The 24932-nt window shown below is 70.5% G+C and carries 22 protein-coding genes and 1 pseudogene; 13 read left to right on the forward strand and 10 right to left on the reverse strand.

Features of this window, described 5'->3' with window-relative positions:
* Positions 1 to 12: 12 nt before the first annotated feature.
* Positions 13 to 375, forward strand: coding sequence for an AraC family transcriptional regulator (locus tag AB0H28_RS13950; RefSeq protein ID WP_358038646.1), 363 nt, complete (start codon positions 13 to 15; stop codon positions 373 to 375).
* Between the two features lie 291 nt (positions 376 to 666).
* Here AB0H28_RS13950 and AB0H28_RS13955 read toward each other — a convergent pair whose 3' ends face one another.
* Genes AB0H28_RS13955 through AB0H28_RS13980 form a run of 6 tightly spaced genes read right to left on the reverse strand, consistent with a single transcriptional unit; the run spans position 667 to position 6327 of the window.
* Positions 667 to 2205, reverse strand: coding sequence for a SpoIIE family protein phosphatase (locus tag AB0H28_RS13955; RefSeq protein ID WP_358038649.1), 1539 nt, complete (start codon positions 2203 to 2205; stop codon positions 667 to 669).
* Position 2206: 1 nt separating this feature from the next.
* Complete coding sequence (locus AB0H28_RS13960) at positions 2207 to 3574, reverse strand: sensor histidine kinase (protein ID WP_358039037.1); 1368 nt, start codon at positions 3572 to 3574, stop codon at positions 2207 to 2209.
* Between the two features lie 53 nt (positions 3575 to 3627).
* Positions 3628 to 4641, reverse strand: coding sequence for a SpoIIE family protein phosphatase (locus AB0H28_RS13965; protein WP_358039040.1), 1014 nt, complete (start codon positions 4639 to 4641; stop codon positions 3628 to 3630).
* Positions 4638 to 5057, reverse strand: coding sequence for an ATP-binding protein (locus AB0H28_RS13970; RefSeq protein ID WP_358038652.1), 420 nt, complete (start codon positions 5055 to 5057; stop codon positions 4638 to 4640). The genes AB0H28_RS13965 and AB0H28_RS13970 overlap by 4 nt, the downstream gene beginning before the upstream one ends.
* A complete protein-coding gene (locus tag AB0H28_RS13975; RefSeq protein ID WP_358038655.1) occupies positions 5054 to 5467 on the reverse strand; it encodes an STAS domain-containing protein in 414 nt (137 codons plus the stop codon). Before AB0H28_RS13975 ends, AB0H28_RS13970 begins: the two co-directional genes overlap by 4 nt.
* A complete protein-coding gene (locus AB0H28_RS13980; protein ID WP_358038658.1) occupies positions 5467 to 6327 on the reverse strand; it encodes an STAS domain-containing protein in 861 nt (286 codons plus the stop codon). The genes AB0H28_RS13975 and AB0H28_RS13980 overlap by 1 nt, the downstream gene beginning before the upstream one ends.
* Before the next feature lie 159 nt (positions 6328 to 6486).
* Here AB0H28_RS13980 and AB0H28_RS13985 point away from each other — a divergent pair, with 159 nt between their 5' ends.
* A complete protein-coding gene (locus AB0H28_RS13985) occupies positions 6487 to 6843 on the forward strand; it encodes an STAS domain-containing protein (RefSeq protein WP_358038661.1) in 357 nt (118 codons plus the stop codon).
* A gap of 9 nt (positions 6844 to 6852) precedes the next feature.
* On the opposite strand, the gene AB0H28_RS13990 is transcribed toward AB0H28_RS13985, so the two are convergent.
* Positions 6853 to 8169 carry an MFS transporter gene (locus AB0H28_RS13990; RefSeq protein ID WP_358038664.1) on the reverse strand — a complete coding sequence of 439 codons (1317 nt, stop codon included), beginning with the start codon at positions 8167 to 8169 and terminating at the stop codon, positions 6853 to 6855.
* Between the two features lie 49 nt (positions 8170 to 8218).
* Here AB0H28_RS13990 and AB0H28_RS13995 point away from each other — a divergent pair, with 49 nt between their 5' ends.
* The 4 genes from AB0H28_RS13995 to AB0H28_RS14010 all read left to right on the forward strand — a co-directional run bounded on the left by AB0H28_RS13995 (position 8219) and on the right by AB0H28_RS14010 (position 10118).
* Entirely contained in the window at positions 8219 to 8902 is a 684-nt protein-coding gene (locus tag AB0H28_RS13995) for a FadR/GntR family transcriptional regulator (protein ID WP_358038666.1), read from the forward strand.
* Positions 8903 to 8941: 39 nt separating this feature from the next.
* Positions 8942 to 9397, forward strand: a complete 456-nt coding sequence (gene mscL / locus AB0H28_RS14000) for a large conductance mechanosensitive channel protein MscL (protein ID WP_358038669.1) — start codon at positions 8942 to 8944, stop codon at positions 9395 to 9397.
* 77 nt (positions 9398 to 9474) lie between these two features.
* Positions 9475 to 9723 (forward strand): hypothetical protein, encoded by a 249-nt coding sequence (locus AB0H28_RS14005; protein WP_358038672.1) that lies wholly within the window; start codon positions 9475 to 9477, stop codon positions 9721 to 9723.
* A 29-nt stretch (positions 9724 to 9752) separates the two neighbouring features.
* Positions 9753 to 10118: a hypothetical protein gene (locus tag AB0H28_RS14010; RefSeq protein WP_358038674.1), complete on the forward strand. Its 366-nt coding sequence runs from the start codon at positions 9753 to 9755 to the stop codon at positions 10116 to 10118.
* Here the strand turns inward: AB0H28_RS14010 and AB0H28_RS14015 are convergent.
* A complete protein-coding gene (locus AB0H28_RS14015) occupies positions 10081 to 11319 on the reverse strand; it encodes a benzoate/H(+) symporter BenE family transporter (RefSeq protein WP_358038678.1) in 1239 nt (412 codons plus the stop codon). The genes AB0H28_RS14010 and AB0H28_RS14015 overlap by 38 nt on opposite strands.
* Positions 11320 to 11373: 54 nt before the next feature.
* Between AB0H28_RS14015 and AB0H28_RS14020 the strand changes: the two genes are divergently transcribed.
* From AB0H28_RS14020 to AB0H28_RS14040, 5 genes are all read left to right on the forward strand, one after another.
* A complete protein-coding gene (locus AB0H28_RS14020) occupies positions 11374 to 11958 on the forward strand; it encodes an XRE family transcriptional regulator (protein WP_358038681.1) in 585 nt (194 codons plus the stop codon).
* 36 nt (positions 11959 to 11994) lie between these two features.
* The gene (locus tag AB0H28_RS14025) at positions 11995 to 12714 is read left to right on the forward strand and encodes a protein phosphatase 2C domain-containing protein (protein WP_358038684.1); all 720 of its coding nucleotides are present in this window, start codon (positions 11995 to 11997) and stop codon (positions 12712 to 12714) included.
* Positions 12715 to 12765: 51 nt separating this feature from the next.
* A complete protein-coding gene (locus AB0H28_RS14030; protein ID WP_358038687.1) occupies positions 12766 to 13965 on the forward strand; it encodes a GNAT family N-acetyltransferase in 1200 nt (399 codons plus the stop codon).
* A gap of 39 nt (positions 13966 to 14004) precedes the next feature.
* Positions 14005 to 14754, forward strand: a complete 750-nt coding sequence (locus AB0H28_RS14035; protein WP_358038691.1) for a ZIP family metal transporter — start codon at positions 14005 to 14007, stop codon at positions 14752 to 14754.
* 84 nt (positions 14755 to 14838) lie between these two features.
* Positions 14839 to 16038, forward strand: a complete 1200-nt coding sequence (locus AB0H28_RS14040) for a hypothetical protein (RefSeq protein ID WP_358038695.1) — start codon at positions 14839 to 14841, stop codon at positions 16036 to 16038.
* Between the two features lie 54 nt (positions 16039 to 16092).
* Here AB0H28_RS14040 and AB0H28_RS14045 read toward each other — a convergent pair whose 3' ends face one another.
* Entirely contained in the window at positions 16093 to 17199 is a 1107-nt protein-coding gene (locus tag AB0H28_RS14045; protein WP_358038698.1) for an NAD-dependent epimerase/dehydratase family protein, read from the reverse strand.
* A gap of 562 nt (positions 17200 to 17761) precedes the next feature.
* Here AB0H28_RS14045 and AB0H28_RS14050 point away from each other — a divergent pair.
* Positions 17762 to 18005: pseudogene (locus tag AB0H28_RS14050) on the forward strand (IS5/IS1182 family transposase); the annotation flags it as partial.
* 29 nt (positions 18006 to 18034) lie between these two features.
* Here AB0H28_RS14050 and AB0H28_RS14055 read toward each other — a convergent pair.
* Complete coding sequence (locus tag AB0H28_RS14055) at positions 18035 to 18925, reverse strand: hypothetical protein (protein ID WP_358038701.1); 891 nt, start codon at positions 18923 to 18925, stop codon at positions 18035 to 18037.
* A gap of 916 nt (positions 18926 to 19841) precedes the next feature.
* Between AB0H28_RS14055 and AB0H28_RS14060 the strand changes: the two genes are divergently transcribed.
* Positions 19842 to 24749: a DEAD/DEAH box helicase gene (locus AB0H28_RS14060; RefSeq protein ID WP_358038704.1), complete on the forward strand. Its 4908-nt coding sequence runs from the start codon at positions 19842 to 19844 to the stop codon at positions 24747 to 24749.
* Positions 24750 to 24932 lie beyond the last annotated feature (183 nt).

Raw genomic sequence — 24932 nt, forward strand, 5'->3', positions numbered from 1 at the left:
CGGGTCAGCGGCGTGCAGTTCCGCCCCGGCGGCTTCCGCCCGTTCTGGCGCGAGGCCGTCGCGTTGGTCCAGGAGATCCGCGCCGACCGGAGCGTGCTGCGGGTGGACGAGGTCGCCCGACGGCACGGCGTCTCCACCCGCCGGCTCCAGCGGCTCTTCCTCGACCACGTCGGCGTCGGTCCGAAGTGGGTGATCCGGCGCTACCGGCTCCAGGAGGCGATCGAGCAGGCCGCCGCCGGGCCGCTGGACTGGTCGCGGGTCACCGCCGATCTGGGGTACGCCGACCAGGCGCACCTGGTCCGCGAGTTCACCGCCGTCACCGGCGTCCCGCCCGCCGCGTACGCCCGCTCGCTGGCCCCCTCCCGCGGTGCCTGACCCGCCGGACGGGCCGGACGGTCGGCGGACCAGGCGAGACGGTTGCTCTCCGTCACGACGGCCGAGGCTGCCGAGGTCGGCCCGCGCCGCCTTTGCTCTGCAGCCACGGGCGCAGCACGCACGCAAGGTGACGATGGTGAGCTGAGCGCCGCCGACCCATCGCGCCTGTCACCCCTGCTCATGGCGATGCTGCGCCAATGGCTGCAGAGCAAAGGCACCGACGGGCCATATCGCCGCCCGAGCCGCCCGGACACGCCGAGTGACAACGCTACTGAATGCGAAGGGTGACCGTCAGCGGCGGCGGACGGCGACCACGGCGACGTCGTCGTGGATCTCCGGCGGGGCCAGCTCGATCAGCAGGCGCTGACAGAACTGGTCGAGGTCGTCGTCCACCCGGGCGGCCACCACGCCCAGCGCCGCCATGCCGTCGTCGATGGTGGCGTCCCGCCGCTCGATCAGCCCGTCGGTGTAGAGCACGAGCGTGGCCCCGGCCGGGAGCATGAACTCCAGATCGGGCGGGCGGGGCGCGCGCACGCCGAGCAACGGCCCGGACTGCGACACGAACTCGACCCGCCCGTCCCGGCTCAGCAACGCCGGCAGGTGCCCGGCGCTGGCCAACCGGATCAGCCCGCTGCCCGGATGCAGCAGCAACACGCAGATGGTGGCCAGCTCGTTCGGCAGCAGCGTACGCATCAGCTCGTTGACCCGGTCCAGGATCACGCCCGGCTGGTGCCCCTCCACCGCGTACGCCCGCACCGCGTGCCGCAGCTCCGCCATCACCGTTGCGGCGTGCAACGAGTGGCCGGCCACGTCGCCGATCGCCACCAGCAGGTGCCCGTCGAGCATCACCAGCTCGTAGAAGTCGCCACCCACCTCGGTCTGCGCGCTCGCCGGCTCGTAGCGGACGGCCAGGTCCAGGCCGGCGACCTCGGGCAGCCGCCGGGGCAGCAGGCTGCGCTGGAGCGTCACGGCGATCCGGTGCTCCTCGTCGAAGGAGCGCTGCGCCTCCACCGCCGACGCCACGGCCTGGGCGAGCTGCACCAGCACCGGCGTCCGCACGGTCTGGGTCGACGTGGGCACCACCACGTAGAGCGGGGCCCGGTCCTCCCGCAGCCGGGTCGCGGCCACGGTCACGGTGTCACCGGCCGGCCACTCGGTCAACGGCCAGTTACCCGGCTGGTCCACCCACACCCGGGTGCCGATCGGCACCCCGGTGTCGTCCACCACCCACGGCACGATCCCGGCCGGCGTGTGCGGGTCGGCGGCCACCCCGGCCAGGCAGTCACCGTCGAACGTCTCGGCGACCACCGCCGCCGGCGATCGGAACACCCGCGCGGCGCCGGACGCGGCGGCCTCCAGCAGCCGGACGAAGTTCGGCGCCGCGTGCATCTCCACGGTGGCGTCGGCCAGCGCGGCCAGGCGCTCGGCGAGCTGTTCGGCCCGCCGCCGGGCCCGGTAGTAGCGCAGCACCGCGTGCGCGGTGGCGACCAGTTCCTCCGGCTCGATCGGCTCGGTCAGGTAGGCGTCCGCGCCCCGGGTGAGCCCCTGCGCCCGGTCCACCACGTCCACCGCGTGGGCGGAGACGTGGACGACCGGAGTTGACGGGTGCGCCTCCTTGATCCGCTCGCACACCTCGAAACCGCTCATGTCCGGCAGCCGCACGTCGAGCACCACCAGGTCGACCGCCTCCCGGGCCACCCGATCCAACGCCGCCGTGCCGTTCTCGGCCTCGACGGTCGTGAACCCGGCCCGGGAGAGCCAGTTCACCAGCAGGTAGCGCTTCGGGCCGCTGTCGTCGACCACCAGCACCGTCGCCGGTCCGCCGTCCACGTCACGCTCCGCCCACGGGCAGCACCACGGTGAACGTGCTGCCCCGGCCCGGCGCGCTGGTCAGCTCCAGCGTCCCGCCGAGCAGCGCGACCAACCTCCGGGCGTACGGCAGGCCGAGGCCGGTGCCGCCGACCCGGGTGGTGCCCGGCACCTGGTAGAACTCCTCGAAGATCCGTTCCTGCAACTCCGGCGGGACGCCCATCCCGGTGTCGGTGACCGAGAGCGACCAGGTCTCGTCGCGCAGCTCGGCGCGCAGCCGCACCTCGCCCCGCTCGGTGAACTTCAGCCCGTTGTGCAGCAGGTTGCGCAGCACCTGGGCGAGCAGCACCTCGTCGGAGCGGAGCGTGGCCGGGGCGGGCGGCTCCTCGACCACCAGCTCCACCTCGGGCCGGGTGGCCAGCGCCCGCAGCGTGCCACGCAGCTGCCCGAACACCGCGCGCAGGTCGACCTCGGACCAGTTCGGTTCGATCCGGCCGGACTCGGCCTTCGCCAGGTCGAGCAGCTCGTTCACCAGGGCCAGCAGGTCACCGGCGGACGAGCGGATCAACCCCACCTGCCGGGCCTGCTCGCTGGTGAGCGGATCGGAGGCGGAGTCGGCCAGTAGCCGCCCCAGGCCGATGATCGCGGTGACCGGGGCGCGCAGCTCGTGGCTGACGTTGGCCAGGAACCGGCTCTTCGACTCGCTGGCGGCGCGCAACTGGGCCGACTTCTCGTCCAGCTCGGCGTAGAGCGCCACCACGCCCCGGTTGGTCTCCTCCAGCTCCTCGGTGAGCTGGTTGTAGAGAGCCATCACGCCCCGGTTGGTCTCCTGCAGCTCGGAGTTGAGCACCGCCAGCTCGTCCCGCTGGGTGCGCACCTCGTCGAGCGCGCCGATGAGCTGGGCGTTCTGCGTGGCCAACTCCTCCAGCGCCGAGGCCGGAGCGTGCTCGGCCAGCTCGTCGCGGAGCTGGGCAGCGCGTTCCGGCGTCAGCTCCTCAGCGTGATCCGGCACTCGTCGGGACATCCTCACGACGGTATCCCCCTCGACCGTGATCACCTGCAACGAGTCGACCAGACGCGCGACCGCGCCGGACTGCGGCTCGTACCGGCCACCGGGGAACGGACGGACCGGCGACAGGTCCACCCGGAGCCGGGCCCTGCGGGCGGCGACGTCCCGGTCCACGGCGAAGCTGACGTCCGCGCCGTCGACCCCGTGCAGCAGCTCCCGGGCCACCTCGCTGAGCGCGGTGGCGAGCCGGACCTGGTCCTGGTGCTCCAGCCCGACCGCCGCGGCGACCTCCCGGCCGCGCTGGCGGACCAGGAAGATGTCCTGCTCGACCCGGAGCGCCAGGTGCAGGAGCACCTCGCTCCGCTCGGTGCGTTCGCTCATGCCGAGCTGGCCGGGCATGCCCTCACGGCCCTCGCTCCGCTCGGTGCGTTCGCTCATGCCGACACCCGGGCGACGAGGACGCAGGCGTCGTCCCGACGGATCCCGGCGTCGCGCAGCAGCGTCGCGGCGGCCAGCAGCGGCGGGCGGCCGACCAACCCGGGATAGTCGTCCAGGTTCCAGCGGTCCACCACGCCGTCACTGTGCATCACCAGCGTCGCGCCGGGCGGGAACGGGTAGTCGTACCCCCGGATGGCCGGACGCTGGTGCCCGGCGATGCCCGGCAGCGAGACCAGCCCGCGCCGCCGCTCGCCGGGGGCCACGATCATCGCGGCGATGTTGCCCAGGCCCGCGTAGCGGAGCTGGCCGACCGTGGGATCCGGCTCGGCCACCGCGAGCGCCGCGCCGCGGGTGTGCGAGATGGCGGCGTGCAGGTGTCGCACCACGACGTCCGGCGGGCCGGCCGGCGCCGAGCGGAACGCGGCGACCGCGGCCCCGGTGGCGGCGGCGGCCAGCGGCCCGTGCCCCAGCCCGTCGCAGACCAGCACCTGCCGGCGTCCGTCCACCATCCGCACCGCGTAGCCGTCGCCGCTGTCCTGCTCACCGGTGATCGGTCGGGCCAGCCCACCGGCCCAATCCGGTGCCGGCGGCGGCCCGTCCCACACCTGCACGGTCAGGACGGTGCCCCGGCCGGGCACGGAGTAGCCGTCGAAGCGGCTCGCCTGCCGGCTGATCGCACCGAGGCCGATGCCGAGCGTGCCGGAGGTGGAGTGGCCGTCGGCCGAGGAGAGCACGAGGTCGGCCATGCCGGGGCCGGCGTCGATGGCCACCAGTTCCACCCCGGCCCGCCCGTCACGGCGCGTCGGGCGCAGCAGCAGGGTGCCCTCGCGGGCGTGCTTGACCAGGTTGCTGGTGATCTCGGCGGTGACGATGGCCAGGTCGGCGACGCGCGGCGCGCCCAGTTCGAGCTGCCGCCCGAGCCGCTCGGCCACCCGGCGTACGCCGCCGGCGGTCGCGCCGTTGTCGACCCGGAACCACACGCCGTGGTCGGGAACCACGTCGGCGATCATCGTGACCACTTGGTGACGGTGATCGCGGTGCCCTCGCCGACGGCGGTCTTGATGTCGAAGTCGTCGACGAGCCGGCGGGCGCCGCTGAGCCCGAGGCCCAGCCCGCCGCCCGTGGTGTAGCCGTCGGTGAGGGCCAGGTCGAGGTCGGCGATGCCCGGCCCCTGGTCGGCGAAGACGATACGGACGCCGCGGCGGCGGCCGTCGGAGACGGTGGCCACCTCGGCGCTGCCCCCACCGCCGTAGATCAGCGTGTTGCGGGCCAGTTCGCTGGCGGCGGTGACCAGCTTGGTCTGGTCGACCAGGGAGAGCCGGGCGGCGACGGCGGCGGTACGCACCAACTGCCGCACCCGCACCACGTCCTCGTCGCTACGGATCGCCTGCGTCGCCGGCGTCCCCAGGTCGACGCCCGTGGTCATGGCGTCGCCGTCGTCTCGGCGTCCTCGTCGTCACCGAGCGCCAGGTCGCCGTCGTCGGCGCGGGACGCCGCGATCAGCTCCATGCCCCGTTCGACGTTGAGCGCGGTGCGGATGCCGTTGAGCGACAGCCCCAGCTCGACCAGGGTGATGGCGACGGCGGGACGCATCCCGACCACCACCGTCTCGGCGTCGAGCACCTTGGAGATGGACGCGATGGTGGAGAGCATCCGGCCGACGAAGGAGTCGACGATGTCCAGCGCGGTGATGTCGATGATCACGCCGTGGCAGCCGGTGGCGACGATCCGCTCGGCCAGGTCCTCCTGGAGCTGGACCGCCGTCTGGTCGGACATGTCGACCTGGATGGAGACCAGCAGGATGTCGCCGATCTTGAGGATCGGCACCCGCTCCATCACGCCTCCCGGCGGCTGCGGCGGGCCGTGGTCTCGACGCCGGTCAGGCGCAGCACGTGGCGCAGCGCGTCGGCCAGGCTCGCCTTGGTGGCGATGTCGCCGAACTCGATGCCCAGCGCGACGATCGTCTGCGCGATCTGGGGCCGGATGCCGGAGATGATGCAGTCGGCGCCCATCAGCCGGGCGGCCACCACGGTCTTCAGGATGTGCTGCGCGACCTGGGTGTCCACCGCCGGCACGCCGGTGATGTCGATGATCGCGTACGGCGAGCCGGTGTCGACGAGCGTCTGGAGCAGGCGCTCCATCACCACCTGGGCGCGGGCCGAGTCGAGCGTCCCGACCAGCGGGACGGCGACCACGCCCTCCCACAGCTTGACCACCGGGGTGGAAAGTTCCAGCAACTGCTCCGCCTGGTCGGCGATCAGGCTCTCCCGGGCGCGGACGAACGTCTCGAAGGTGAACAGGCCCATCTGGTCGATCAGCGCGGAGTAGGCGACGAAGTCGCGCAGGGTGCTCTCGCCCTGCTCCTGCTCCATCAGCTCCAGCAGGGCGTCCTTGAGCGCGAACACGCTGATCGCGGTCTCGGTGGCGCTGAACCCCTGCCGGGCGCGGGTGGTGGAGACCTCGGCGAGCACCGCCCGCAGCTCACCGCCGTGCTCGTCGGCCAGGTCGCCGAGACCCTGCCGGCCGGCGTCGACCAGCGCGCGGTGCAACTCCTGCACCTGGCGGGCCAACTCGGCGCGGCTCAGCCGGCCACGCAGCGAGCCGGCGACGATTCCGATCCAGCGGTCGGTCAACCGATCTGCGTGCTGACTCAGCAGGTCGGCGAGGCGACCCCCCTGCTCCGCGCTCAACGCCATGCTGACCTCCCTGATCTGGACGGGCGGACTCTATCACCGGAGGTCGCGGCACTCCTTGCCCCGGGACAAAGAAATGATCGTCGGCACCTGTGCCGCTCCCGTTCTGCGCGACGCGCCCGTCGTGGGATACCGTTCCTGTCGAACACAGGAGGTCGACGAATGTCCCTGACGGTGCACACGGAACAGCGCGGCGACATGGTCGTGGTGTCGGTCGCGGGCGAGTTGGACATGGCCACCGCACCGCAGCTCCAGGATCAGATCACCGACCTGTTGGACAAGGGGCGCAGCCGCCTCGTCTTCGACCTGGCCGAGGTCTCGTTCTGCGACTCGACCGGGCTGTCGGTGTTCGTCCGCGCCAAGAACAGTTGCGACGAGGCCGGCGGCGTGGTCCGGCTGGCCGCCCCGCAACGCGGCGTGCTGCGCATTCTTGAGGTCAGCGGCCTGGTCGAGGTGCTGCACACCTACCCGACGGTGGACGAGGCCGTCGCGGGCGACCCCACCCCGGCCTCCTCCTGACCCACCTGTTCAGCGCTCGTCCTCGATGTAGCGGGGACGAGCGATCACCATGCCCGCGGTCGTCTGCACGGCGAGCGCCACCAGCAGGAAGCCGATCGGGGCGGTCCAGCCGCCGGTGGCGGAGTAGAGAATGCCGACCAGCAGCGGGCCGAGCGCCGCGATGACGTATCCGGTGCTCTGCGCGAACGCGGAGAGCGCGACGGTCCCCTCGGCGGTGCGGGCGCGCAGCCCGATCGTGGTGAGAATGAGCGGGAACGCGCCCTGGCCGAGCGCCAGCAGCAGCACCCATACCGGCGCCAGCCCGCGTGGCGCGAGCGCCAGACCGAGGTACGCGGCGGCGGAGAACGCGGTCAGCGACAGCACCAGCGGGCGCAGCGTGGCCAGCCGCCCGGCCAGTGCCGGCATCATCAGCGCCACCGGCACGCCCAGCGCGGTCACGCCGGCGAGCAGCAGGCCGGCCGTCTCGGGCCGGTAGCCGGCGTCCCGGAAGAGCTGGGCCAACCAGCCCATGATCGCGTAGCCGCTGAGCGACTGCGCCCCGAAGTAGACCGCCATGGCCCAGCCGAGTCGGGTGCGGGCCGGCCGTACCCGCGCCGGCGCGGCGGGCACCGCGACCGTGGGCACGGCCCGTCGCGCGGTGCGCGCCCGCAGCGCCAGCGGCACCCACGGGATCACCGCCAGCACGGCCAGCCCGGCCCACACCCCGAGCCCGGCCCGCCAGGACCCGAAGGCGTGGGCCACCGGCACGGCGGAGGCCGCGGCCACCGTGGTGCCCACCGTCAGAGCCATCGTGTACGCCCCGGTGACCAGCCCGGTGCGGTGCGGGAAGTGCTGCTTGACCAGCATCGGCAGCAGGATGTTCGCCACCGCGATGCCGGCCAGCGCGAGCGCGCTGGTGAGCACGAAGACGGCCGCCGAGCCGGTGACCGCGCGCAGCACCTGCCCGGCGGTCAGCGCGATCATGGCCAGCACCAGCACCCGGGGCGCCGGCCAGCGGCGGACCAGCCACGGGGTGAGCGCGCCGAGCCCGGCGAACGCGACGGTGGGCAGCGTGGTGACCACGCCGGCCATGGCGCCGGAGAGGCCCAGCCCGAGCCGGATCTCGTCGAGCAGCGCCCCCAGGCTGGTCACCGCGGCCCGCAGGTTCAGTGCGACCAGCAGCATCCCGGCCAGCACCAGCAGTCCGCCCCGCGCCGGCGAGGCGGCCGGGGCCACCGTGACGGCGGGAGGGACGGCGGCGGTCGTCGCCGGGCCCCGGCAGGGGGCGGGTGGCGTGACGTCGGCGGCGGTGGGCGCGGTCGCGGTGGGCGGGGGTGGCGGGGTCATGACCTCGAACCTACAATCATGGGATGAATTTCGGCAGCAGGTGTAACCGGTGACACCCGTCGCGGATTCCGTCGCCGTGCCGCCGCGCGGCCACCGGGTCCGCCAGACGATCGAGCAGCTCCGGGCCCGCATCCTGGGCGGCGAGTGGCCGGTCGGCGGGCGCATCCCCACCGAGCCGCAGCTCGTCGCCGCGCTCGGGGTGGGGCGTAACACCGTCCGCGAGGCGGTCCGCGCGCTGGTGCACGCCGGCGTGCTGGAGTGCCGGCAGGGCTCCGGCACCTACGTGGTGTCGACCGACGAGCTGGCGCCGGTGGTGGCCCGCCGACTCACCGACGACCGGATGGCCGAGGTGATCGAGGTCCGGCGCGCGTTCGAGGTGGAGGCCGCCCGGCTGGCCGCGCTGCGGCGTACCCCTGCCGACCTGGCGGCGCTCGACGGCGCGCTCGACGCCCGGGAGGCCGCGTGGCGCTCCGGCCGGGTCGACGAGTTCGTGGAGGCGGACGCCGCGCTGCACACGGTGGTGGTGGCCGCCGCGCACAACGCCATGCTGGCCGAGCTGTACGCCTCGGTCGGCGCCGCGCTGCGGCACACCGTCGCCCAGGCCATGGGCAACGAGCTGACCGACGAGCGGTACGTCGACCACGGTCGACTGGTTGAGGCGATCCGGGCCGGCGACCCGGAGCGGGCGGCGATCGAGGCCGGTGCGTTTCTCGAGGGGCCGACCGAGGCATAGGTTGTGCCGGACGCAGATTCGGACAGCACGGGAGAGCGGATGCTCAAGGGCTTCAAAGACTTCATCATGCGCGGCAACGTCGTCGACCTGGCGGTCGGCGTCGTCATCGGCGCCGCGTTCACCGGCGTGGTCACCGCCTTCACCGGTTCGTTCCTGAAGCCGATGATCAAGTTGATCAGCGGCGGCAGTGAACTCAAGTCGGGCACCTGGACGATCGGTGACGTGAAGTTCCCCTGGGTGGACTTCGTCAACGCGGCGATCACCTTCCTGCTGACCGCCGCCGTCTTGTACTTCCTGGTGGTCTTCCCGATGAACAAGCTCGCCGAGCGCCGACAGCGCGGTGAGGAGCTGCCGCCCGCCGCGCCCAGCGAGGAGGTGAAGCTGCTCACCGAGATCCGGGACGCGCTGGTCGCGGGCGGGCAGGGCACGCCCGCCCAGCGCGGCGCGCTCGACGATGTGCTCGGCCGCCGGCAGGAGCCGCCGGCCCCGCGCTGACGCCATAGCTCATCGGCCCCCGTGGAGATTCCGCGGGGGCCGATGAGAATCGAACACATGTTCGATAGAGTCCGGCCATGGAGCAGCGTAAGCACTGGTGGAACGGGAAATGGGGGCGGCTCGCCCGGCGGGACGTCTTCCTCCGGGTGGACGGCGACCGCTGGCACGTGGAGCAGCGCGCCGGTGGTGCCGAGGGGGTCTCCCGCTTCTACGAGCACGCATGCGTCGAGGAGGCCGAGGAGACGGTCCGGGCGCTGCTCGACGGGCCGGACACCTGGCGCGAGCTGTCGCCGCGCCCGCCGGGCGGCTGGGCCCCCTCCGTTTAGCGCCCGCGCGACCCGGGAACCGCTCCGGCATGAGCCAGCAGCAGGACACCGTCTCCCGGGTCACCACCGGCATGCGGGTGGTCGACTCCACCGGCGTCGAGATCGGCACCGTGGATCTCGTCCAGCGCGGCGACGCCGCCGCCGTGACCGTGGAGGCGCCCACTCCGGTCGACCCGGGCAGCAGCCTCGACGAGCTGATCGAGTCGGCCGCCGTCGAGGAGCCGGACGTACCGGCCGACCTGGCCGCCCGGCTGCTGCGCGAGGGCTACCTCAAGGTCTCCACCGAGCTTGCCGACACCGGCGCGGTCTACGTGCTGGCCGACCGGATCGCGGCGGTGGCCGACGGCGCGGTCCGCCTCACCGTTCCCGCTGCGGAACTGCCTGCCGAGGAGTGACCGGCACGCCCGGAGCCGACCCGGGCCGATCGTCGGGCTCAGCCGGCGTCGGGGCGGCCGGGCGGCGGAAGAGCAGGAGCATCAGCCAGCCGGCGACCAGGCCCCAGAACGCGCCACCGATCCCGAGCAGGGTGACCCCGGACGCGGTGACCACAAGCGTGACCACGGCGGCCTCCCGCGCGTGCGGCTGGGCGACCGCAGCCGACACCGCGCCGGCCAGCGCCGCGATCAGGGCGAGTCCGGCCACCGCCTCGACAAGCACCGGCGGGGAGAGCAGCACCAGGGCGGTGGCCGCGCCGGCGCCCAGGCCGAGCAGGGCCAGGCCGATGCCGGCGGTGACCGACGCGATCCAGCGCCGGTCCGGGTCGGGGTGGGCGTCCGGGCCGGCGGCGAGCGCCGCGGTGATCGCGGCCAGATTCACCGCGTGGCCGCCGGCCGGGGCGCCGAGCGCGGTGGCGAGCCCGGTGACCCGCAGCGCGGAGCCCAGCGGCGCCCGGTAGCCGTATCCGGCGAGCACGGCGGTGCCGGGCACGTTCTGCGCGGCCATGGTGACCAGGAACAGCGGCAGCGCGAGCCCGACGATCGCGGGCAGCGTCCAGGCCGGCATCGTCAGGGCGATCACGGGTGCGGCGTCCAGCCGGGCCGGACCGGTGGTGGTGAGCGCGATCGCCACCACGGCCACGGCGAGCGCGCCGGGCACCGCCCAGCGGCGGGCGAACCGGTGCAGCAGCAGCCAGACGAGCACCACCGGCCCGGCCAGCCGGGGTACCTCCACCAGGGCGCGTACCGGTGCGGTGCAGAGCGGCAGCAGCACCCCGGCGAGCATGGCGGAGGCGATCGGGGTGGGGATCGCGGCGACCGCGCGGCCGAGCGCGGGGATCAGCCCGGCCGCGACGATCAGCGCGCCGGTGAGCAGGAACGCCCCCACCGCGGCGGGCCAGCCGCCGGGGACCGGCCCGGTGGCCACCAGCAGCGCCGCGCCGGGCGTGGACCAGGCGACGGCGAGCGGGATCCGGTGCCGCAGGCCGAGCCAGACGGCACAACAGCCGCTGGCGACGCAGAGCGCGAGCAGGCCGGAGGCGGCCTGCGCCGGGTCGGCGCCGACCGCGCGCAGCCCGGCCAGGACCACGGTGAACGAGCTGGCGAAGCCGACCAGCGCGGTCACCACGCCGGCCAGCACGGGTTGGAGTCGACCGGCCACGCTTCCTCCCTGGTGTTCCGTTTACGGAACAGCATGATGTAGCACCATAGCCCCATGGACGTCGGCCCGCGGATCCGTGCCCTCCGGATGGATCGGGGAATCTCCCTCTCCGAGCTGGCCCGGCTGGCCGGCGTCGGCAAGGCCACGCTCTCCGGCCTGGAGAACGGCGTCCGCAACCCCACCCTGGAGACGCTGTACGCGATCACCGCGCAACTCGGCGTGCCACTGACCGCCGTGCTGTCGGCCCCGGAGGAGACGCCGACCGTACGCGGGGCCGCGGTCGGCGCGACGCTGCTGGAGGTGTTCCACGACCGGGACGCGACCTACGAGCTGTACCGGATGCGGGTCAGTCCCGGCCCGGCGCAGCTCTCCCCCGCCCACCAGGCCGGCGTGACCGAACACGTGACGGTCTTCTCCGGCGTGCTGCGCGCCGGGCCGGTGGACGCCACCCGCACCGCCGGCCCGGGCGAATACCTGCGCTGGACCTCCGACGTGCCGCACAGCTACGCCGCGGTGGGCGACGAGCAGGTCCGGGCCAGCCTGCTGCTGCGCTACCCGCGTCCGTCCGGTGAGGACGGTCGACGCATACCCGGGATGCAAGCGGACGACATTTCTTTCCGCCGACCCGGCAGCGCGTAGAGACGCGGAGGCGTTCTTCTTGGCAAGCTTGTCCTCATGACGCTCATCCTCCGCTCGGCGATCCTCAACGACGTCGGCCTCGTCCGGACCAACAACGAGGATTCCGCCCTCGCCGGTGACCGCCTGGTCGCGGTGGCCGACGGCATGGGCGGCCTGCCGGCCGGCGAGGTGGCCAGTGAGATCGTCATCCGGATCCTGGACGAGCTGACCCCGCCCGCCGCCGCCGACGAGGCGGCCGACGCGCTGCGCGCCGTGGTCAGCACCGCGAACCAGCGCATCCGCGCCGCCATCACCGTCGACCCGGCCCGCGACGGCATGGGCACGACGCTGACCGCGGCCCTGCTGGCCGGCGACACCCTGGTCCTCGCCCAGGTCGGCGACTCCCGTTGCTATCTGCTGCGCGACCACGAGCTGACCCAGCTCACCCGCGACGACACGTTCGTGCAGGCGCTCGTCGACCAGGGCGCGCTCTCCCGCGACCAGGCCCGCCACCACCCGCAGCGCTCGCTCGTCACCCGCGCGGTGCAGGGCTCGGACGCGCCACCGGCGGTCGGCGCGCTCACCGTCTTCTCCGGCGACCGGCTGCTGCTGTGCAGCGACGGCCTCTCCGACTACGTCGAGGACGCCGCGATCGCCGCCGCGCTGGCCACCTACGGCGACCGCCAGCAGTGCGGCGAGCAACTGGTGAAGCTGGCCCACCAGGCCGGCGCGCCGGACAACGTCACAGTGGTCATCTCCGACGTCACCGCCGCCTGAGCCCGGCCCATTCGGGTTGCGGCCCGCGCCCGGTGCGGATGGGATGAACGGATGCGCATTCGCCGGCTGGCCGCAGAGGACCGCCTGACCACCAGCTTCCCGCTCCAGGCGTACGCCTTCGAGGCGTCGCCGATGACGGCGAACCGCACCGACGAGTTCCGGGCCTACCTGCCGTACAACGCGGGGAACACGACGCTCGTGGTCGAGGAGGAGGGCGTCACCTTGGCGGCGGCGTCGGCGATCCCGATGCGGCAGAACCTGCGCGGCGCGGTGCTGCCGATGGCCGGCGTCGCGGGGGTGGCCACCCACCCGCTGGCCCGCCGGCGGGGGCACGTGCGGACGCTGATGCACCAACTCCTCGACGGGATGCGGGACGAGGGGCACCAGCTCAGCGCGCTGCACCCGTTCCGCGCCTCGTTCTACGAGCGCTTCGGCTACGTCGGGCTGCCCCGGCGACGTACCGCGGTCTTCGCCCCCGCGGACCTGGCGTCGCTGCTGCGGGCCGAACTGCCCGACGAACTGGTGTGGGAGCGGATCGGCGCGGGCTACCCGCGGTGGCGCGCCTACACCGAGCGGTGCCTGCGCGAGCGGCACGGCTTCGCGGTCTTCCCCGACTTCCGGGCCGTCGGGTTGCGCGAGCGGGACGACCGCTGGCTGGTCAGCGTGGTGCGCGGCGGCGAGACGGTCGGCGCGGTCACCTACCGGATCGACGACCACGCCGGCACGTTGATCGCCGACGACCTGCTCTTCGACGACCCGTACGCGCGGGCGTCGCTGCTCCAGTTCTTCGCCCGGCACGTCGACCAGGTGGCCCGGGTCAGCGTCGAGTTGCCGCCCGGCGAGCTGCCCGAGTTGTGGCTCACCGACCTGGACGTCCGGGTCGAGGCGCGGGTGGCCCGGCCCGACCCGACCGCGCCGATGGCCCGGCTGCTCAGCCTGGAGGCGCTCGCCGAACAGCCGGTCGGCGTCGGCCGGGTGCTCGTCGAGCTGGTCGGTGACCGCTGGCTCGCCGGCCGGCACCTGCTCGACGGCACCACCGGCAAGCTGGCGGTGCTGCCGGCCGACGCCGCCGCCGAGGGCAGCGTGTCGGCCGCGCGGCTCACCGCCGCCGGGCTCTCCGCCCTGGCCTACGGGGTGCTCGACCCGGCCGAGGTGGCGGTGCGCGGGCTGGGCGAGGTGCCGGTGGACGCGGCCACCGAGCTGCGCCGGCTGTTTCCCCGTGAGCTGCCCTACCTGTTCGCCGACTTCTGATCCGGTTGACCCGGCCGCCCCGCGGGTAGGGACCTGCGCGTGCCGGAGTGGTTGGAAGCGGGATTCTGGGGCCTGCTCGCCGGGTCCGCCCTGTTGATCGGGGCGGCCGTCGGGTTCTTCGCGCGGGTGCCGCGCCGGGCCACCGCCTCGGTGATGGCGTTCGGGGCCGGCGTGCTGCTCTCCGCCGTCTCGTTCGAGCTGATCGCCGAGGCGCACGAGCAGGGCGGCCTGCTGCCGGTGACGATCGGCGCGGTGGCCGGCGCGCTCGCCTACACCGGGGCGAACGTGCTGCTGGCCCGGCACGGGGCGCGGCACCGCAAGCGCTCCGGCGACGAGCAGCCCTCCGAGCGGGAGCAGCCCGGTTCCGGCAACGCGATCGCGATCGGGGCGCTGCTCGACGGCGTACCCGAATCGGTGGTGATCGGCGCGAGCCTGCTGGCCGGTGGCCCGGTCAGCGTGGTCACGGTGATCGCGGTCTTTCTCAGCAACGTGCCGGAGGGGCTGTCCAGCGCGGCCGGCATGCGGCAGGCCGGGCGGACCCGGCGCTACGTCTTCGGCCTCTGGGCCGCCATCGCGTTGATCTCCGGCGCCGCGTCACTGGCCGGCTACACGCTGCTCGGCGGCGCCGCACCGGAGGTGCTGGCCACCATCACCGCGCTCGCCGCCGGCGCGATCCTGGCGATGATCACCGACACCATGGTCCCGGAGGCGTTCGAGGACGCGCACCTGCTGGTCGGCCTGATCACCGTACTCGGCTTCCTGGTCGCGTTCGCCCTCTCCCACGCCTGACGGTCCGGGCAGGTGGCTTAGCGGCGGGTTAAGGATCGCCGCCCGGGTCGTGCCGGAGCGCCCCGGCCTCCTAGCATCGGGCGGGTGCGTGTGAAGTCCACTGTCCTGCTGCTCGCCCTCGCCCTGACCACCGCCACGCTGCCCGGCTGCGGCGGCGACGACCCGCCCGACCGACCCGTACCGGCCGCCGCCACCGGCACGCCGGCCGGTACCGCCTCCGCCCCGGCGGCCGACGCCCCGGCGGCCACGCCCAGCGCCCGCGCCGGCCTCGGCAGCGCCAAGCCGAGCCCCACCCCGGCCACGGCCACGCTGCGCGCCGGCAACCCCGCCGGTCGGGCGGCCGTGCCGGCCGAGGCACGCGCGGTGGACACGTCGCACCCGACCCGTACCGTCGGCACCGGCACGCCCGCGAGCTGCACCTCGGCGGCGGTGGTGAAGGCGGTGGCGGCCGGCGGCATCATCACGTTCGACTGCGGCCCGGCACCGGTGACCATCACCATGAAGGCCACCGCCAAGGTGGTGAACGCGCACGGCCCGCGCATCGTGCTCGACGGCGGCGGCAAGGTCACGCTCAGCGGCGGCGGCAGCCGCCGGATCCTCTACATGAACACCTGCGACCAGGCCCAGGGCTGGACCACCTCGCACTGCCAGAACCAGGACCACCCGCAGCTCACCGTGCAGAACCTGACGTTCACCGGCGGCAACTCCACCGGCGACACCGCCGAGGGCGGCGGGGGCGGCGCGATCTTCGTCCGGGGCGGGCGGGTCAAGGTGGTCAACTCGCGGTTCGTCGACAACCGCTGCGATCGCTCCGGCCCCGACCTGGGCGGCGCCGCGCTGCGGGTGCTCAGCCAGTTCGAGAACAAGCCGGTGTACGTGGTGGGCAGCACCTTCACCGGCGGGGTGTGCGCCAACGGCGCCGCGCTGAGCAGCATCGGCGTCTCCTGGACGGTGCTGAACAGCGTCTTCCGTGACAACCAGGCGGTCGGCACCGGCGCGAACCCGGCCCGGGGCGGCACGCCGGGCGGCGGCAGCGGCGGGGCGATCTACTGCGACGGCAACGAGTTCACGGTGAAGCTCGCCGGCACGATCATCGAGAACAACAGCGCCAACGAGGGCGGCGGCGCCGTCTTCTTCGTCAGCAACAACCGCACCGGCACGATGTCGATCACCAGCTCGACCCTGCGGAGGAACCCGAGCAAGGGGTTCGAGACGAAAGGCTTCCCGGGCATCTTCTTCCTCGGCGCCCGCCCCCCGTCGGTCACCTTCTCCCACCTCTCCTGAGAGGTGTAAGGAGGGGCCCCTTCTTAACGCCTCCGGTAGAGAAGGGGCCCCCTCTCACACTCTCGGTGGGGAGTGCGGATCAGTAGGGGTTGGGGTGGCCGGGAGGCGGCCCTTGGGGAGGGCGGCCGGGCGACCGGGCAGGGTGGGGTCCGTGGACAGCGGCGGGGAGGTCGTGCCGGCCCTGGTGGCCATGCCGGCGATGACGTCCCGCAGGGCGGTCACCGTGTCGACCTCGGGCTCCCAGCCGAGTTCCGCCTCGGCGCGGTGAGTGGACATCAACGGGACGTTCAACGCCAGGTCGACCCAGCCGACGTCCACCGGCTGCAGGCGGGTCCGCCAGGTCAGCGCCGCCGCACCGCGCAGCAGCGGCACCGCCACCGGCACGGTCAAGCCGTGGAAGTGCCGCGCCACCAGCTCCGGCGTCAGCACCGGGTCGGTCGCCACGTTGAACGCGCCGCGCGCGTCGCCCACGACCGCCCGGGCGTACGCGTCGGCCACGTCGTCGGCGTGCACCGCCTGCATCCGTAGTCGCCGGTGCGACGGCACCAGCGGGATCCGGCCGTAACGCAGCAGCCGCACCGGCACCAGCGGGCCGAGGAAGTAGCGGCTGATCTCGGTGCCGGCCTCGCGCTGGAAGATCAGCCCGGGCCGCAACCGCACGATCCGCAGTTCCGGGTGCTCCCGCTGCACGCCGTCGAGCAGCGCCTCCACCTCCGCCTTGTCCCGGCTGTACGACGATGTCTCCACCCCGGTCGCCGGCCAGTTCTCGCTGACCGGGTGGTCCTTCGGGCCGGGCGCGTAGGTGCCGACCGACGAGGCGTACACCAGGGCGGGAACGCCGGCCCGGACGGTGGCCTCGACGACCGCGCGGCTGCCCCCGACGTTGGTCCGGTAGAGCGTGCGCCGGTCGTGGCTGGGCTGGATCTGCCAGGCCAGGTGCACGACCGCCCGGGCCCCGGCGAAGATCCGCACCAGCTCGTCGGCCGCGCCGGGCGCGCCGATGTCACAGGAGTGCCACTGGACGTCGTCGTACGGCTCGCCGGCGTCCGACCCGGGCAACCGGCGGGCCACCCCGACCAGTTCGGCCTCCGACTCCCGCCGCAACCGGCGGAGTACGGCGGTCCCCACGTTTCCGGTGGCCCCCACGATCACGATACGCATGACCGGTCCGGTACCCGCTGAACCGGGCAGCAATCGTTCCCGGGTGGGAGGTTCGTGCGTATCCATCTCCGTTGCCAGATCGGCGAGGTGGTGAGGTCCTGCCGGGTCGGATCACGCCACTTCGGCGGGCTGGCCCCCAGCCGAAGATCGACAGGCGGTGGAGGTGGAAGGCCGGGACGGGGAGGTTCCGGTAACCTGAGCGGGCGGGCCGCTAGCTCAATGGCAGAGCTGTGGACTTTTAATCTTCAGGAGCGCTCATTGCCTCCGCTACTTACCGTAAACTAATTCTGTCCGGACTCTTACGCCCGTTTCCGAGAAAAGGCCGCCACGTATTAGCAGGCCAGCATGGTCGTTACTCATTGTGTTCGCCAGGTCCGCAATTGCTCGTGGCCGAAATCCAGATTTTAGGCTTGTAATCCATCCAGGGTCGCCGGCATCCGATCACCCATGGAACACCCACGGCCCCTCAGCGACCCTGCTTGAAGCCGCTATGCGCGCCAGCTACGTCGGGCGTTACACCTAGCGCACCTGCGAGCGTTGGACTGAAGCACCCAACACCGCTGCTTACCTCCGCAGGCGTGGGATCAAGACCGGCATTCCGAGCAAAACCGATCAGGACGCCCATCGTAAAGCCAGTTGCAGCCGCGGCGGACGCCCGTCGCAGTTCAACCAAGGCTCTACCGGATGCAACATGCCTTCGAGAACGGCATAGCCCGAACTGAGCGCCACCGCGGCATCGCCACCCGCTACGACTCAAGTTGGCCAAACAGTTCCAGGCCGTCCTGACCGTCGCCATCATCTGCTAACGACTCTGACCAGGCTTATGAAATACGCCTTAGTTCGCGGGGAATAGTCGGCCTGTCTCCGCGCCTTGGGCGTCGAGGAGCACCAGGACCTGACCGTCGAGGCCTGCTCGTCTGGCCGCCACCACCCATCCCCCGACCGACACACTGTCAGCGCAAAATATCAGTGTGGTTCCTCTTGCGGTCGTGAGCAGCGTGCCGCTGGCAGCGGTAATCCATCGACCGCTCTCGTCGTTGCAGCCGTCGGATCCGCGCCATTCACCGTCGGCCGTGAACTTCACGTATGCGGCCTTGTGCCCGCTCAGGGGTACCCAGCGACCTGCCAGCCGGGTTCGGTCCACCGGAACTAGCTTCGCCGGTAGGGCGACCGCTGGTCTCAGGGCCCGGCGGGCTTCGTCGGTGATCACCGGCGGTTCCAGTAGGTCGTCGGCCATGTCGGGCTCCGGGGTCGGTGTCGCCCCGGGGATCAGCCGGGCGACCGGTTGCTCTCGTGCGTCCAGGAGCACGGGTAGTCCTGCGCCGTCGAACTGGTAGGCAGTGATGCGGCGCAGCCATTCGGGAGTCTCTTGACTGGCCTTCGCGCAGCCGGGGATGCCCTCGACCGCAGCGGTGGAAGCCGTGAAGATGTCCGCGAGGAAGGTGCCGTCGCTGCTGGCCCGCCAAAAGCCGCCCAGAGTGCCGCAGCGGGTGCCGACCAGGTCCAGATCACCGTCCGCGAGGCGAAGGATCCTGCCCGCGCCAGGGTCGGCAACGTCGACGATCGTCCAAGAACCGATCAGTGACTCCGGCGCCAACGGCACCACAGGCCCGCTAGTTCCCGAGATCGGCTGCGGATCCACGCGCTCCGGGTGGCCCTGCGCGCTACACCCTGCGAGCAGCACCCCCGTCACGACCAGCGTCGCGAGGCAACCCTGTCGTACCACCTCGGCTCCTCCGGTCGGGCTCCGGCCAGGCTCTGGGTCTCGCCGTAGCGAGTTGCCGAACCGCCTGCTTCTGAGTAACGGCCGGAAGGGACATCGGGTGCGTCCGGAGTTCGCAAAACTCCGATACGCCTAGGTTGATGCGAGGTTAAGGCCCACTGCGGTGGGTGGATTCGGCCGGCACGACGGCTGGGCGAAGAGTTCTCAACCACACAATGAGCCATTCTCATCGTGACGGTGCAGGTCACGGGCAGCGCGGGAGGCGACGAGTAGGTCGAGACGATCATGCTCATGGGGGCTGCGGACACAACATGACGATCGGTCCCGCCGACCAGGCCGTGCTTCGGATCGACATCGATGTCGATCGGGCAGCGGTGCGCTAGTTGCCCCTGGGCGCCTACCCGTCAACGTGCCATGGACGTGCAAGGAGCCGGCTGCGTCGTAGGCCCAGCCGTAATCGGAGCAGCCGCGATCGACAGTTGACCAGCAAACAGCAACCGACGACTCCGACGAGCTTCCGCCTGGAGATAGGGCTCGGCCATCCCACCCATGCCTTCGCGAGCCACATCTCCGACGGCGGCGGTTACCTGAACGACCTGACAGTCCCGACCCCGAGCGGAGGGGCACAGCTTCGACCGCGGCGGACTACCGACTGAGTACCCCGCCGCCGAGCAACTCCGGGTCCAGCCTGAAACGGTCATGCAAGTCGCAGTCATCTTCCTCAGGCCAGGTGACGAGCCGACTGGCCTGCCAGCAGCCAGCGCGCAGCGTCCCAGGCGTGGCATGCCGCTCCTGCCGGTTCTTGCCCAAGACTCCGTTACCGCTGCGCAATCCGCAGCAGCGGTAGAGTCGCCTACCTCCGGCCGACTTCTCCGGCGAGTGGTGGCTCGCCGGCATCTGTGACGGGACTCGATGCGCAGTGACGACGACCACGACCGTGCATGACGTTATCAAGGCGATCCGCGACAACTCGTTGAGCAATCGTGATCGTGGTACCGGCTTCGAGGAGTTGATGCTTCAGTACCTGAGCACCGACCCGCAGTGGACTGAGCAGTTCAGCCGGGTGTGGATGTGGGCCGAGTGGCCGGGAACGGAGCACGACAAGCGGGATGTCGGCATCGACCTGGTCGCACAGGACCGCGAGACGGGTGGCTACTGTGCCATTCAGTGCAAGTTCTACGAGCCGAACCACACCGTTGAGAAGGCGGACATCGACTCCTTCTTCACCGCCTCCGGCAAGGGTGGCTTCACCCGCCGCATGATTATCTCGACGACCGACAAGTGGAATGTCCACGCTGAGGCGGCGCTAGCCGATCAGCAGGTTCCGGTCACGCGGATCGGGCTCGACGAGATCGCGCAGAGCCCGGTGCAGTGGCACATGCCCACCCTCGATGACCGCGTCGAGATGACGCTGCGGAAGAAGCACGATCTCCGCCCCCATCAGCGTGAAGCGATTGACGACGTCTTCGCCCGCTTCGCCGAGCACAACCGTGGCAAGCTGCTCATGGCATGCGGAACCGGCAAGACGTTCACCAGCCTGAAGATCGCCGAACGGCTGCAGCGCGAGCGCGCGGTCGCTGGAGAGTCAGAGCACACCACCGTTCTGTTCCTGGTTCCCTCCATCGCCCTGCTGTCGCAGAGCCTGCGCGAATGGTCGTACGAGTCCGCGGTGAGGCTGCGCGCGTTCGCGGTGTGCTCGGACACCAAGGTTGGCAAGCAGCGAGCCGCCATGGGCGACGATAACGAAATGGCCACTTACGACCTGGCCTTGCCCGCCACCACCGACCCCGACCGCCTCATTGAGCAGATGGCCAGGGTTGAGGCTGAGCCGGGGCTGACCGTGGTCTTCTCCACCTACCAGTCCATCGGGACTGTGGCGGCGGCCCAGCGCAAGGGCCTGTCCCGCTTCGACCTGATCCTGTGCGACGAGGCCCACCGGACGACCGGTGTCACGCTGGCCGGGCATGACGAGTCGTCGTTCGTCCGAGTGCACGATGACACGTACCTCAGCGGCGACCGCCGCCTTTACATGACCGCGACCCCGCGGATCTACAACGACGACACCAAGTCCGAGGCGAGGAACTCGGACGCGTTGCTGGCGTCGATGGACGACGAGACGACGTACGGCCCTGAGTTCCACCGGCTGGGCTTCGGCAAAGCCGTCGAACGGGGTCTGCTTACCGATTACAAGGTTCTTATCCTCACCGTGGACGAGGGCAGGGTCGCCAAGACGCTGCAGCAGGGTCTCGCCGGAGGGGACTTCGAGCTGAGGCTCGACGACGCTGCGAAAATCATCGGCTGCTGGAACGCGATGGCGAAGCGCACCGGTACGTTCGCCGATGGCTCCGGGTTTGCCGAGGGCGAGGCGCCCATGAAACGGGCTGTCGCGTTCGCCCGCTCAATCGCCGACTCCACGGCGATCGCCAAGCGTTTCACCGAGGTGGTTGACGCCTACGACGATGCCGACGACGAGGTGCTGCGCTGCGAGGTCGAGCACGTCGACGGCACGTTCAACACGCTGCGGCGTAACAAGCTGCTGGACTGGCTGAAGCAGGACCCGGGCCCGGCCAACGCTCGCATCCTGTCCAACGCTCGCTGCCTGTCCGAGGGCGTGGATGTGCCCAGCCTGGATGCTGTCCTCTTCCTTCACCCCCGAAACTCGGTGGTGGACGTCGTTCAGTCCGTCGGGCGGGTCATGCGCCTGGCTTCCGGCAAGAATTACGGCTACATCATCCTGCCGGTCGCTATCCCCGCCGGTGTGGCGCCGGAGAAGGCGCTCGCCGACAACCAGCGCTTCAAGACGGTGTGGCAGGTCCTGCAGGCGCTGCGCGCCCATGACGACCGCTTCAACGCGACGGTCAACCAGATCGAGCTCAACAAGAACAGGCCGGACAACAAGATCGGCATCGGCAGTATCGGCCCGGGTGACGAGTCGGTCGGTGACCGCGATGGATCGAGCACAGCCGACAGCGCTGAGGCCGCGAAGGCTAAGGAAGCCCAGAGCGCCAAGCACATCCAGGAGGCGCTCTTCTCCGTCACCGACTGGCGAGAGGCGATCTACGCCCGCATCGTCGACAAGGTCGGCCAGCGGCAGTATTGGGAAGACTGGGCCCGTGACATCGCCCAGATCGCCGACCGGCATGTCACCCGGATCAAGGCTGCCCTGACGCTGCCTGAGAAGCGGAGCGCCTTCGAGGAGTTCCTCAGCGAGCTGCGCCTCAACATCAACCCTGGCGTCAACGAGACCGACGCCATCGACATGCTGGCCCAGCACATCGTCACCAAGCCGGTCTTCGACGCGCTGTTCAAGGACTACGGCTTCGCCGAGCACAACCCAGTCTCCAAAGCCATGCAGCGTATGCTCGACATCCTCGATGACCAGGGACTCGACGTCGAGAGCAAGAAGCTCGACGAGTTCTACCAATCGGTGCGGGTGCGCGCTGAAGGCATCGACAACCACGAGGGCCGCCAGCGCGTCATCGTCGAGCTGTACGACAAGTTCTTCAAGACCGCCCTGCCGAAGACCGCCGATGCCCTCGGCATCGTCTACACCCCCGTCGAGGTCGTCGACTTCATCATCCGCTCGACTGAGCAGGCGTTGAACAAGCACTTCGGTCGCTCGCTGTCAGACGAGGGCGTCCACATCATTGACCCGTTCGTTGGCACCGGCACCTTCCCGGTCCGCCTTCTCCAGTCCGGCAACATCAAACCAGAAGACCTGCTCCGCAAGTACACGAGTGAACTGCATGCCAACGAGATTGTGCTGCTCGCGTACTACATCGCCGCTGTCAACATCGAAGCCGCGTTCCACGACCGGGCCGGCGGCGAATACCGCCCCTTCGAAGGCATCGTGCTCACTGACACCTTTCAACTCGCGGAGGGCACGGCCAAACTAGACGGGATGGACGTCCTCGAAGGCAACAGCGAGCGGGCCAAGAAACAACAGAAGCAGAAGATTACCGTCGTCATCGGCAACCCGCCCTACTCCGTGGGGCAGGACAGCCAAAACGACAACAACCAGAATCTCAGTTACGAGGTTCTAGACCAGCGGATCGCCGATACCTACGTCGCGCGGACGAACGCTACCAACAAGAGCAAGCTATATGACTCATACATCCGCTCGATCCGCTGGGCATCGGACCGTATCGACCAAGAAGGAATCGTGGCATATGTCTCCAACGGTGGCTATATCGATGGGACAAGTGCCGACGGACTGCGCAAATGCCTTGTCGACGAGTTCGACGCAATCTACTGCTACAACCTGCGTGGCAATCAGCGCACCGCAGGCGAGCAGTCCCGTAAGGAAGGCGGCAAGATCTTCGGCAGTGGCAGCCGAAACACCGTAGCCATCCTGCTTCTCGTCAAGGGGGGCGCGAAGAACGCCAAAACCGATGGCTGCCCCTTGCACTACCGAAATATCGGGGACTACCTGACCCGCGAGGACAAGCTGCGCATCCTCGCGTCGCAAAGTCTCGAATCTGTCCCGTGGGAGCAGATCAAGCCGAATCCCGATGGTGACTGGATTAACCAGCGCAACCAACGATTTGCAACCTTCCGGGCTATTGGTGAAAAGGACAAGGGTCGGCGGGCCGATGCCCTTTTCGAGATATACTCCAACGGCCTGTTGTCTTCTCGCGACGCCTGGGTATACAACTTCTCCGAAGGCCGCCTAGAGCATAGCGTGCGAGCCCTGGTTAGTTTCTACAACGACCAGGTCGCCGATTTTGAGGAAAACTGCAGATCGAACGGCATTGTCGCGCCCAGCCTAAGGAATGCCGAACAATGGGTCGCCACCGATTCGGCAAAGATCAGCTGGTCCTCGAGCCTTCTGGCTAAGCTCCTGCAGGGAAAACGCATCGATTACGACCCGGCCCGCATCGTCACCGCACAATATCGGCCCTTCTGCCGCCAAGCCGTTTACTTTGATAAAAACTTGATCCATCGGCCGGGTCAACTGCCTCTAATGTTCCCGACCGTCGACTCGCAGAACTTTGGCTTCTACGTGACCGGAGCTGGCTCAGACAAGCCGTTCTCGGTCCACGCGATGGGCTGCCTGCCCGATGTCTCATACTGGGGATCGAGCGTCGGCCAGTTCTTCCCGCGCTACACCTATCGAGACTCCGGCGAGGCAAATGATCTCTTTGCTGCCGCCGGAGAGGGCAGTCAACGGTATCGGCGCGTCGACAATATCAGCGACGCCGCATTAGAGGACTTTAGGCGAGCATACCCAGGCGCGACCGTCAGCAAGGATGACATCTTTTACTACGTCTACGCCCTGCTGCACTCCCCGGAATACCGAGACCTCTTCTCCTCCGACCTGAAGAAGTCACTCCCTCGCATCCCGAAAGTGAGTCACTTCAGGGACTTCGCGGACGCGGGTCGTAAGCTTACCGACCTCCACATCCGATACGAGCAGGTGGAGCCGCACCAGGGTGTTGTCGAGACGGTCGCGGGAGATGCGTCTACCACTCCACTCGACGAGCTGTACCGGGTCGGCAAGATGAAGTTCGCCAGGGTCAAGGCCGTGGTGGACCGGTCGACGATCCTTTACAACCACCGAGTGACACTCAGCAACATCCCCGAGGAGGCGTACCGCTACCAGCTCGGAGCCCGTTCGGCTATCGAGTGGATCATCGAGCGGTTCCAAGTCAAGACTGATAAGGATTCAGGCAACGTTAACGACCCGAACGATTGGTCCGACGATCCTCGTTATGTGGTCGATCTGCTTAAGCGGATTGTGACCGTCAGCGTGGAAACCATGAAAATTGTGAATGGCCTGCCCTCCATGGATATTCTCGACCAACGGTACGGCGGAGTCAGGTCGTGACACTGCGACGCCCGGATCCGGGTCTCGTTGGCGTCGCTACAGGTGCGGGCGCTCGCCGCGCTGACAGCGTGGCTGCGACACGCACCGTCGGATTGACGGGTCGTTGCTGACGAGCCGCCGCCGTGGCTGGCCGGCTCGTCAGCGACAAGGGCCCACCGATTCGAACCAGACCCGAACTGCCGC

This window comes from Micromonospora sp. NPDC050980 (genome assembly GCF_040653835.1).
Taxonomy (GTDB): Bacteria; Actinomycetota; Actinomycetes; order Mycobacteriales; family Micromonosporaceae; genus Micromonospora.

Coding starts and splice junctions, on each gene's coding strand:
- AB0H28_RS13965 (WP_358039040.1), bottom strand. CDS start 4,641: ATGATCGCCGACGTGGTTCCCGACCACGGCGTGTGGTTCCGGGTCGAC.
- AB0H28_RS13980 (WP_358038658.1), bottom strand. CDS start 6,327: ATGGCGTTGAGCGCGGAGCAGGGGGGTCGCCTCGCCGACCTGCTGAGT.
- AB0H28_RS13975 (WP_358038655.1), bottom strand. CDS start 5,467: ATGGAGCGGGTGCCGATCCTCAAGATCGGCGACATCCTGCTGGTCTCC.
- AB0H28_RS14020 (WP_358038681.1), top strand. CDS start 11,374: ATGGACGTCGGCCCGCGGATCCGTGCCCTCCGGATGGATCGGGGAATC.
- AB0H28_RS13985 (WP_358038661.1), top strand. CDS start 6,487: ATGTCCCTGACGGTGCACACGGAACAGCGCGGCGACATGGTCGTGGTG.
- AB0H28_RS14045 (WP_358038698.1), bottom strand. CDS start 17,199: ATGCGTATCGTGATCGTGGGGGCCACCGGAAACGTGGGGACCGCCGTA.
- AB0H28_RS13960 (WP_358039037.1), bottom strand. CDS start 3,574: ATGAGCGAACGCACCGAGCGGAGCGAGGTGCTCCTGCACCTGGCGCTC.
- AB0H28_RS14010 (WP_358038674.1), top strand. CDS start 9,753: ATGAGCCAGCAGCAGGACACCGTCTCCCGGGTCACCACCGGCATGCGG.
- AB0H28_RS13970 (WP_358038652.1), bottom strand. CDS start 5,057: ATGACCACGGGCGTCGACCTGGGGACGCCGGCGACGCAGGCGATCCGT.
- AB0H28_RS14005 (WP_358038672.1), top strand. CDS start 9,475: ATGGAGCAGCGTAAGCACTGGTGGAACGGGAAATGGGGGCGGCTCGCC.
- AB0H28_RS13990 (WP_358038664.1), bottom strand. CDS start 8,169: ATGACCCCGCCACCCCCGCCCACCGCGACCGCGCCCACCGCCGCCGAC.
- mscL (WP_358038669.1), top strand. CDS start 8,942: ATGCTCAAGGGCTTCAAAGACTTCATCATGCGCGGCAACGTCGTCGAC.
- AB0H28_RS14025 (WP_358038684.1), top strand. CDS start 11,995: ATGACGCTCATCCTCCGCTCGGCGATCCTCAACGACGTCGGCCTCGTC.
- AB0H28_RS14030 (WP_358038687.1), top strand. CDS start 12,766: ATGCGCATTCGCCGGCTGGCCGCAGAGGACCGCCTGACCACCAGCTTC.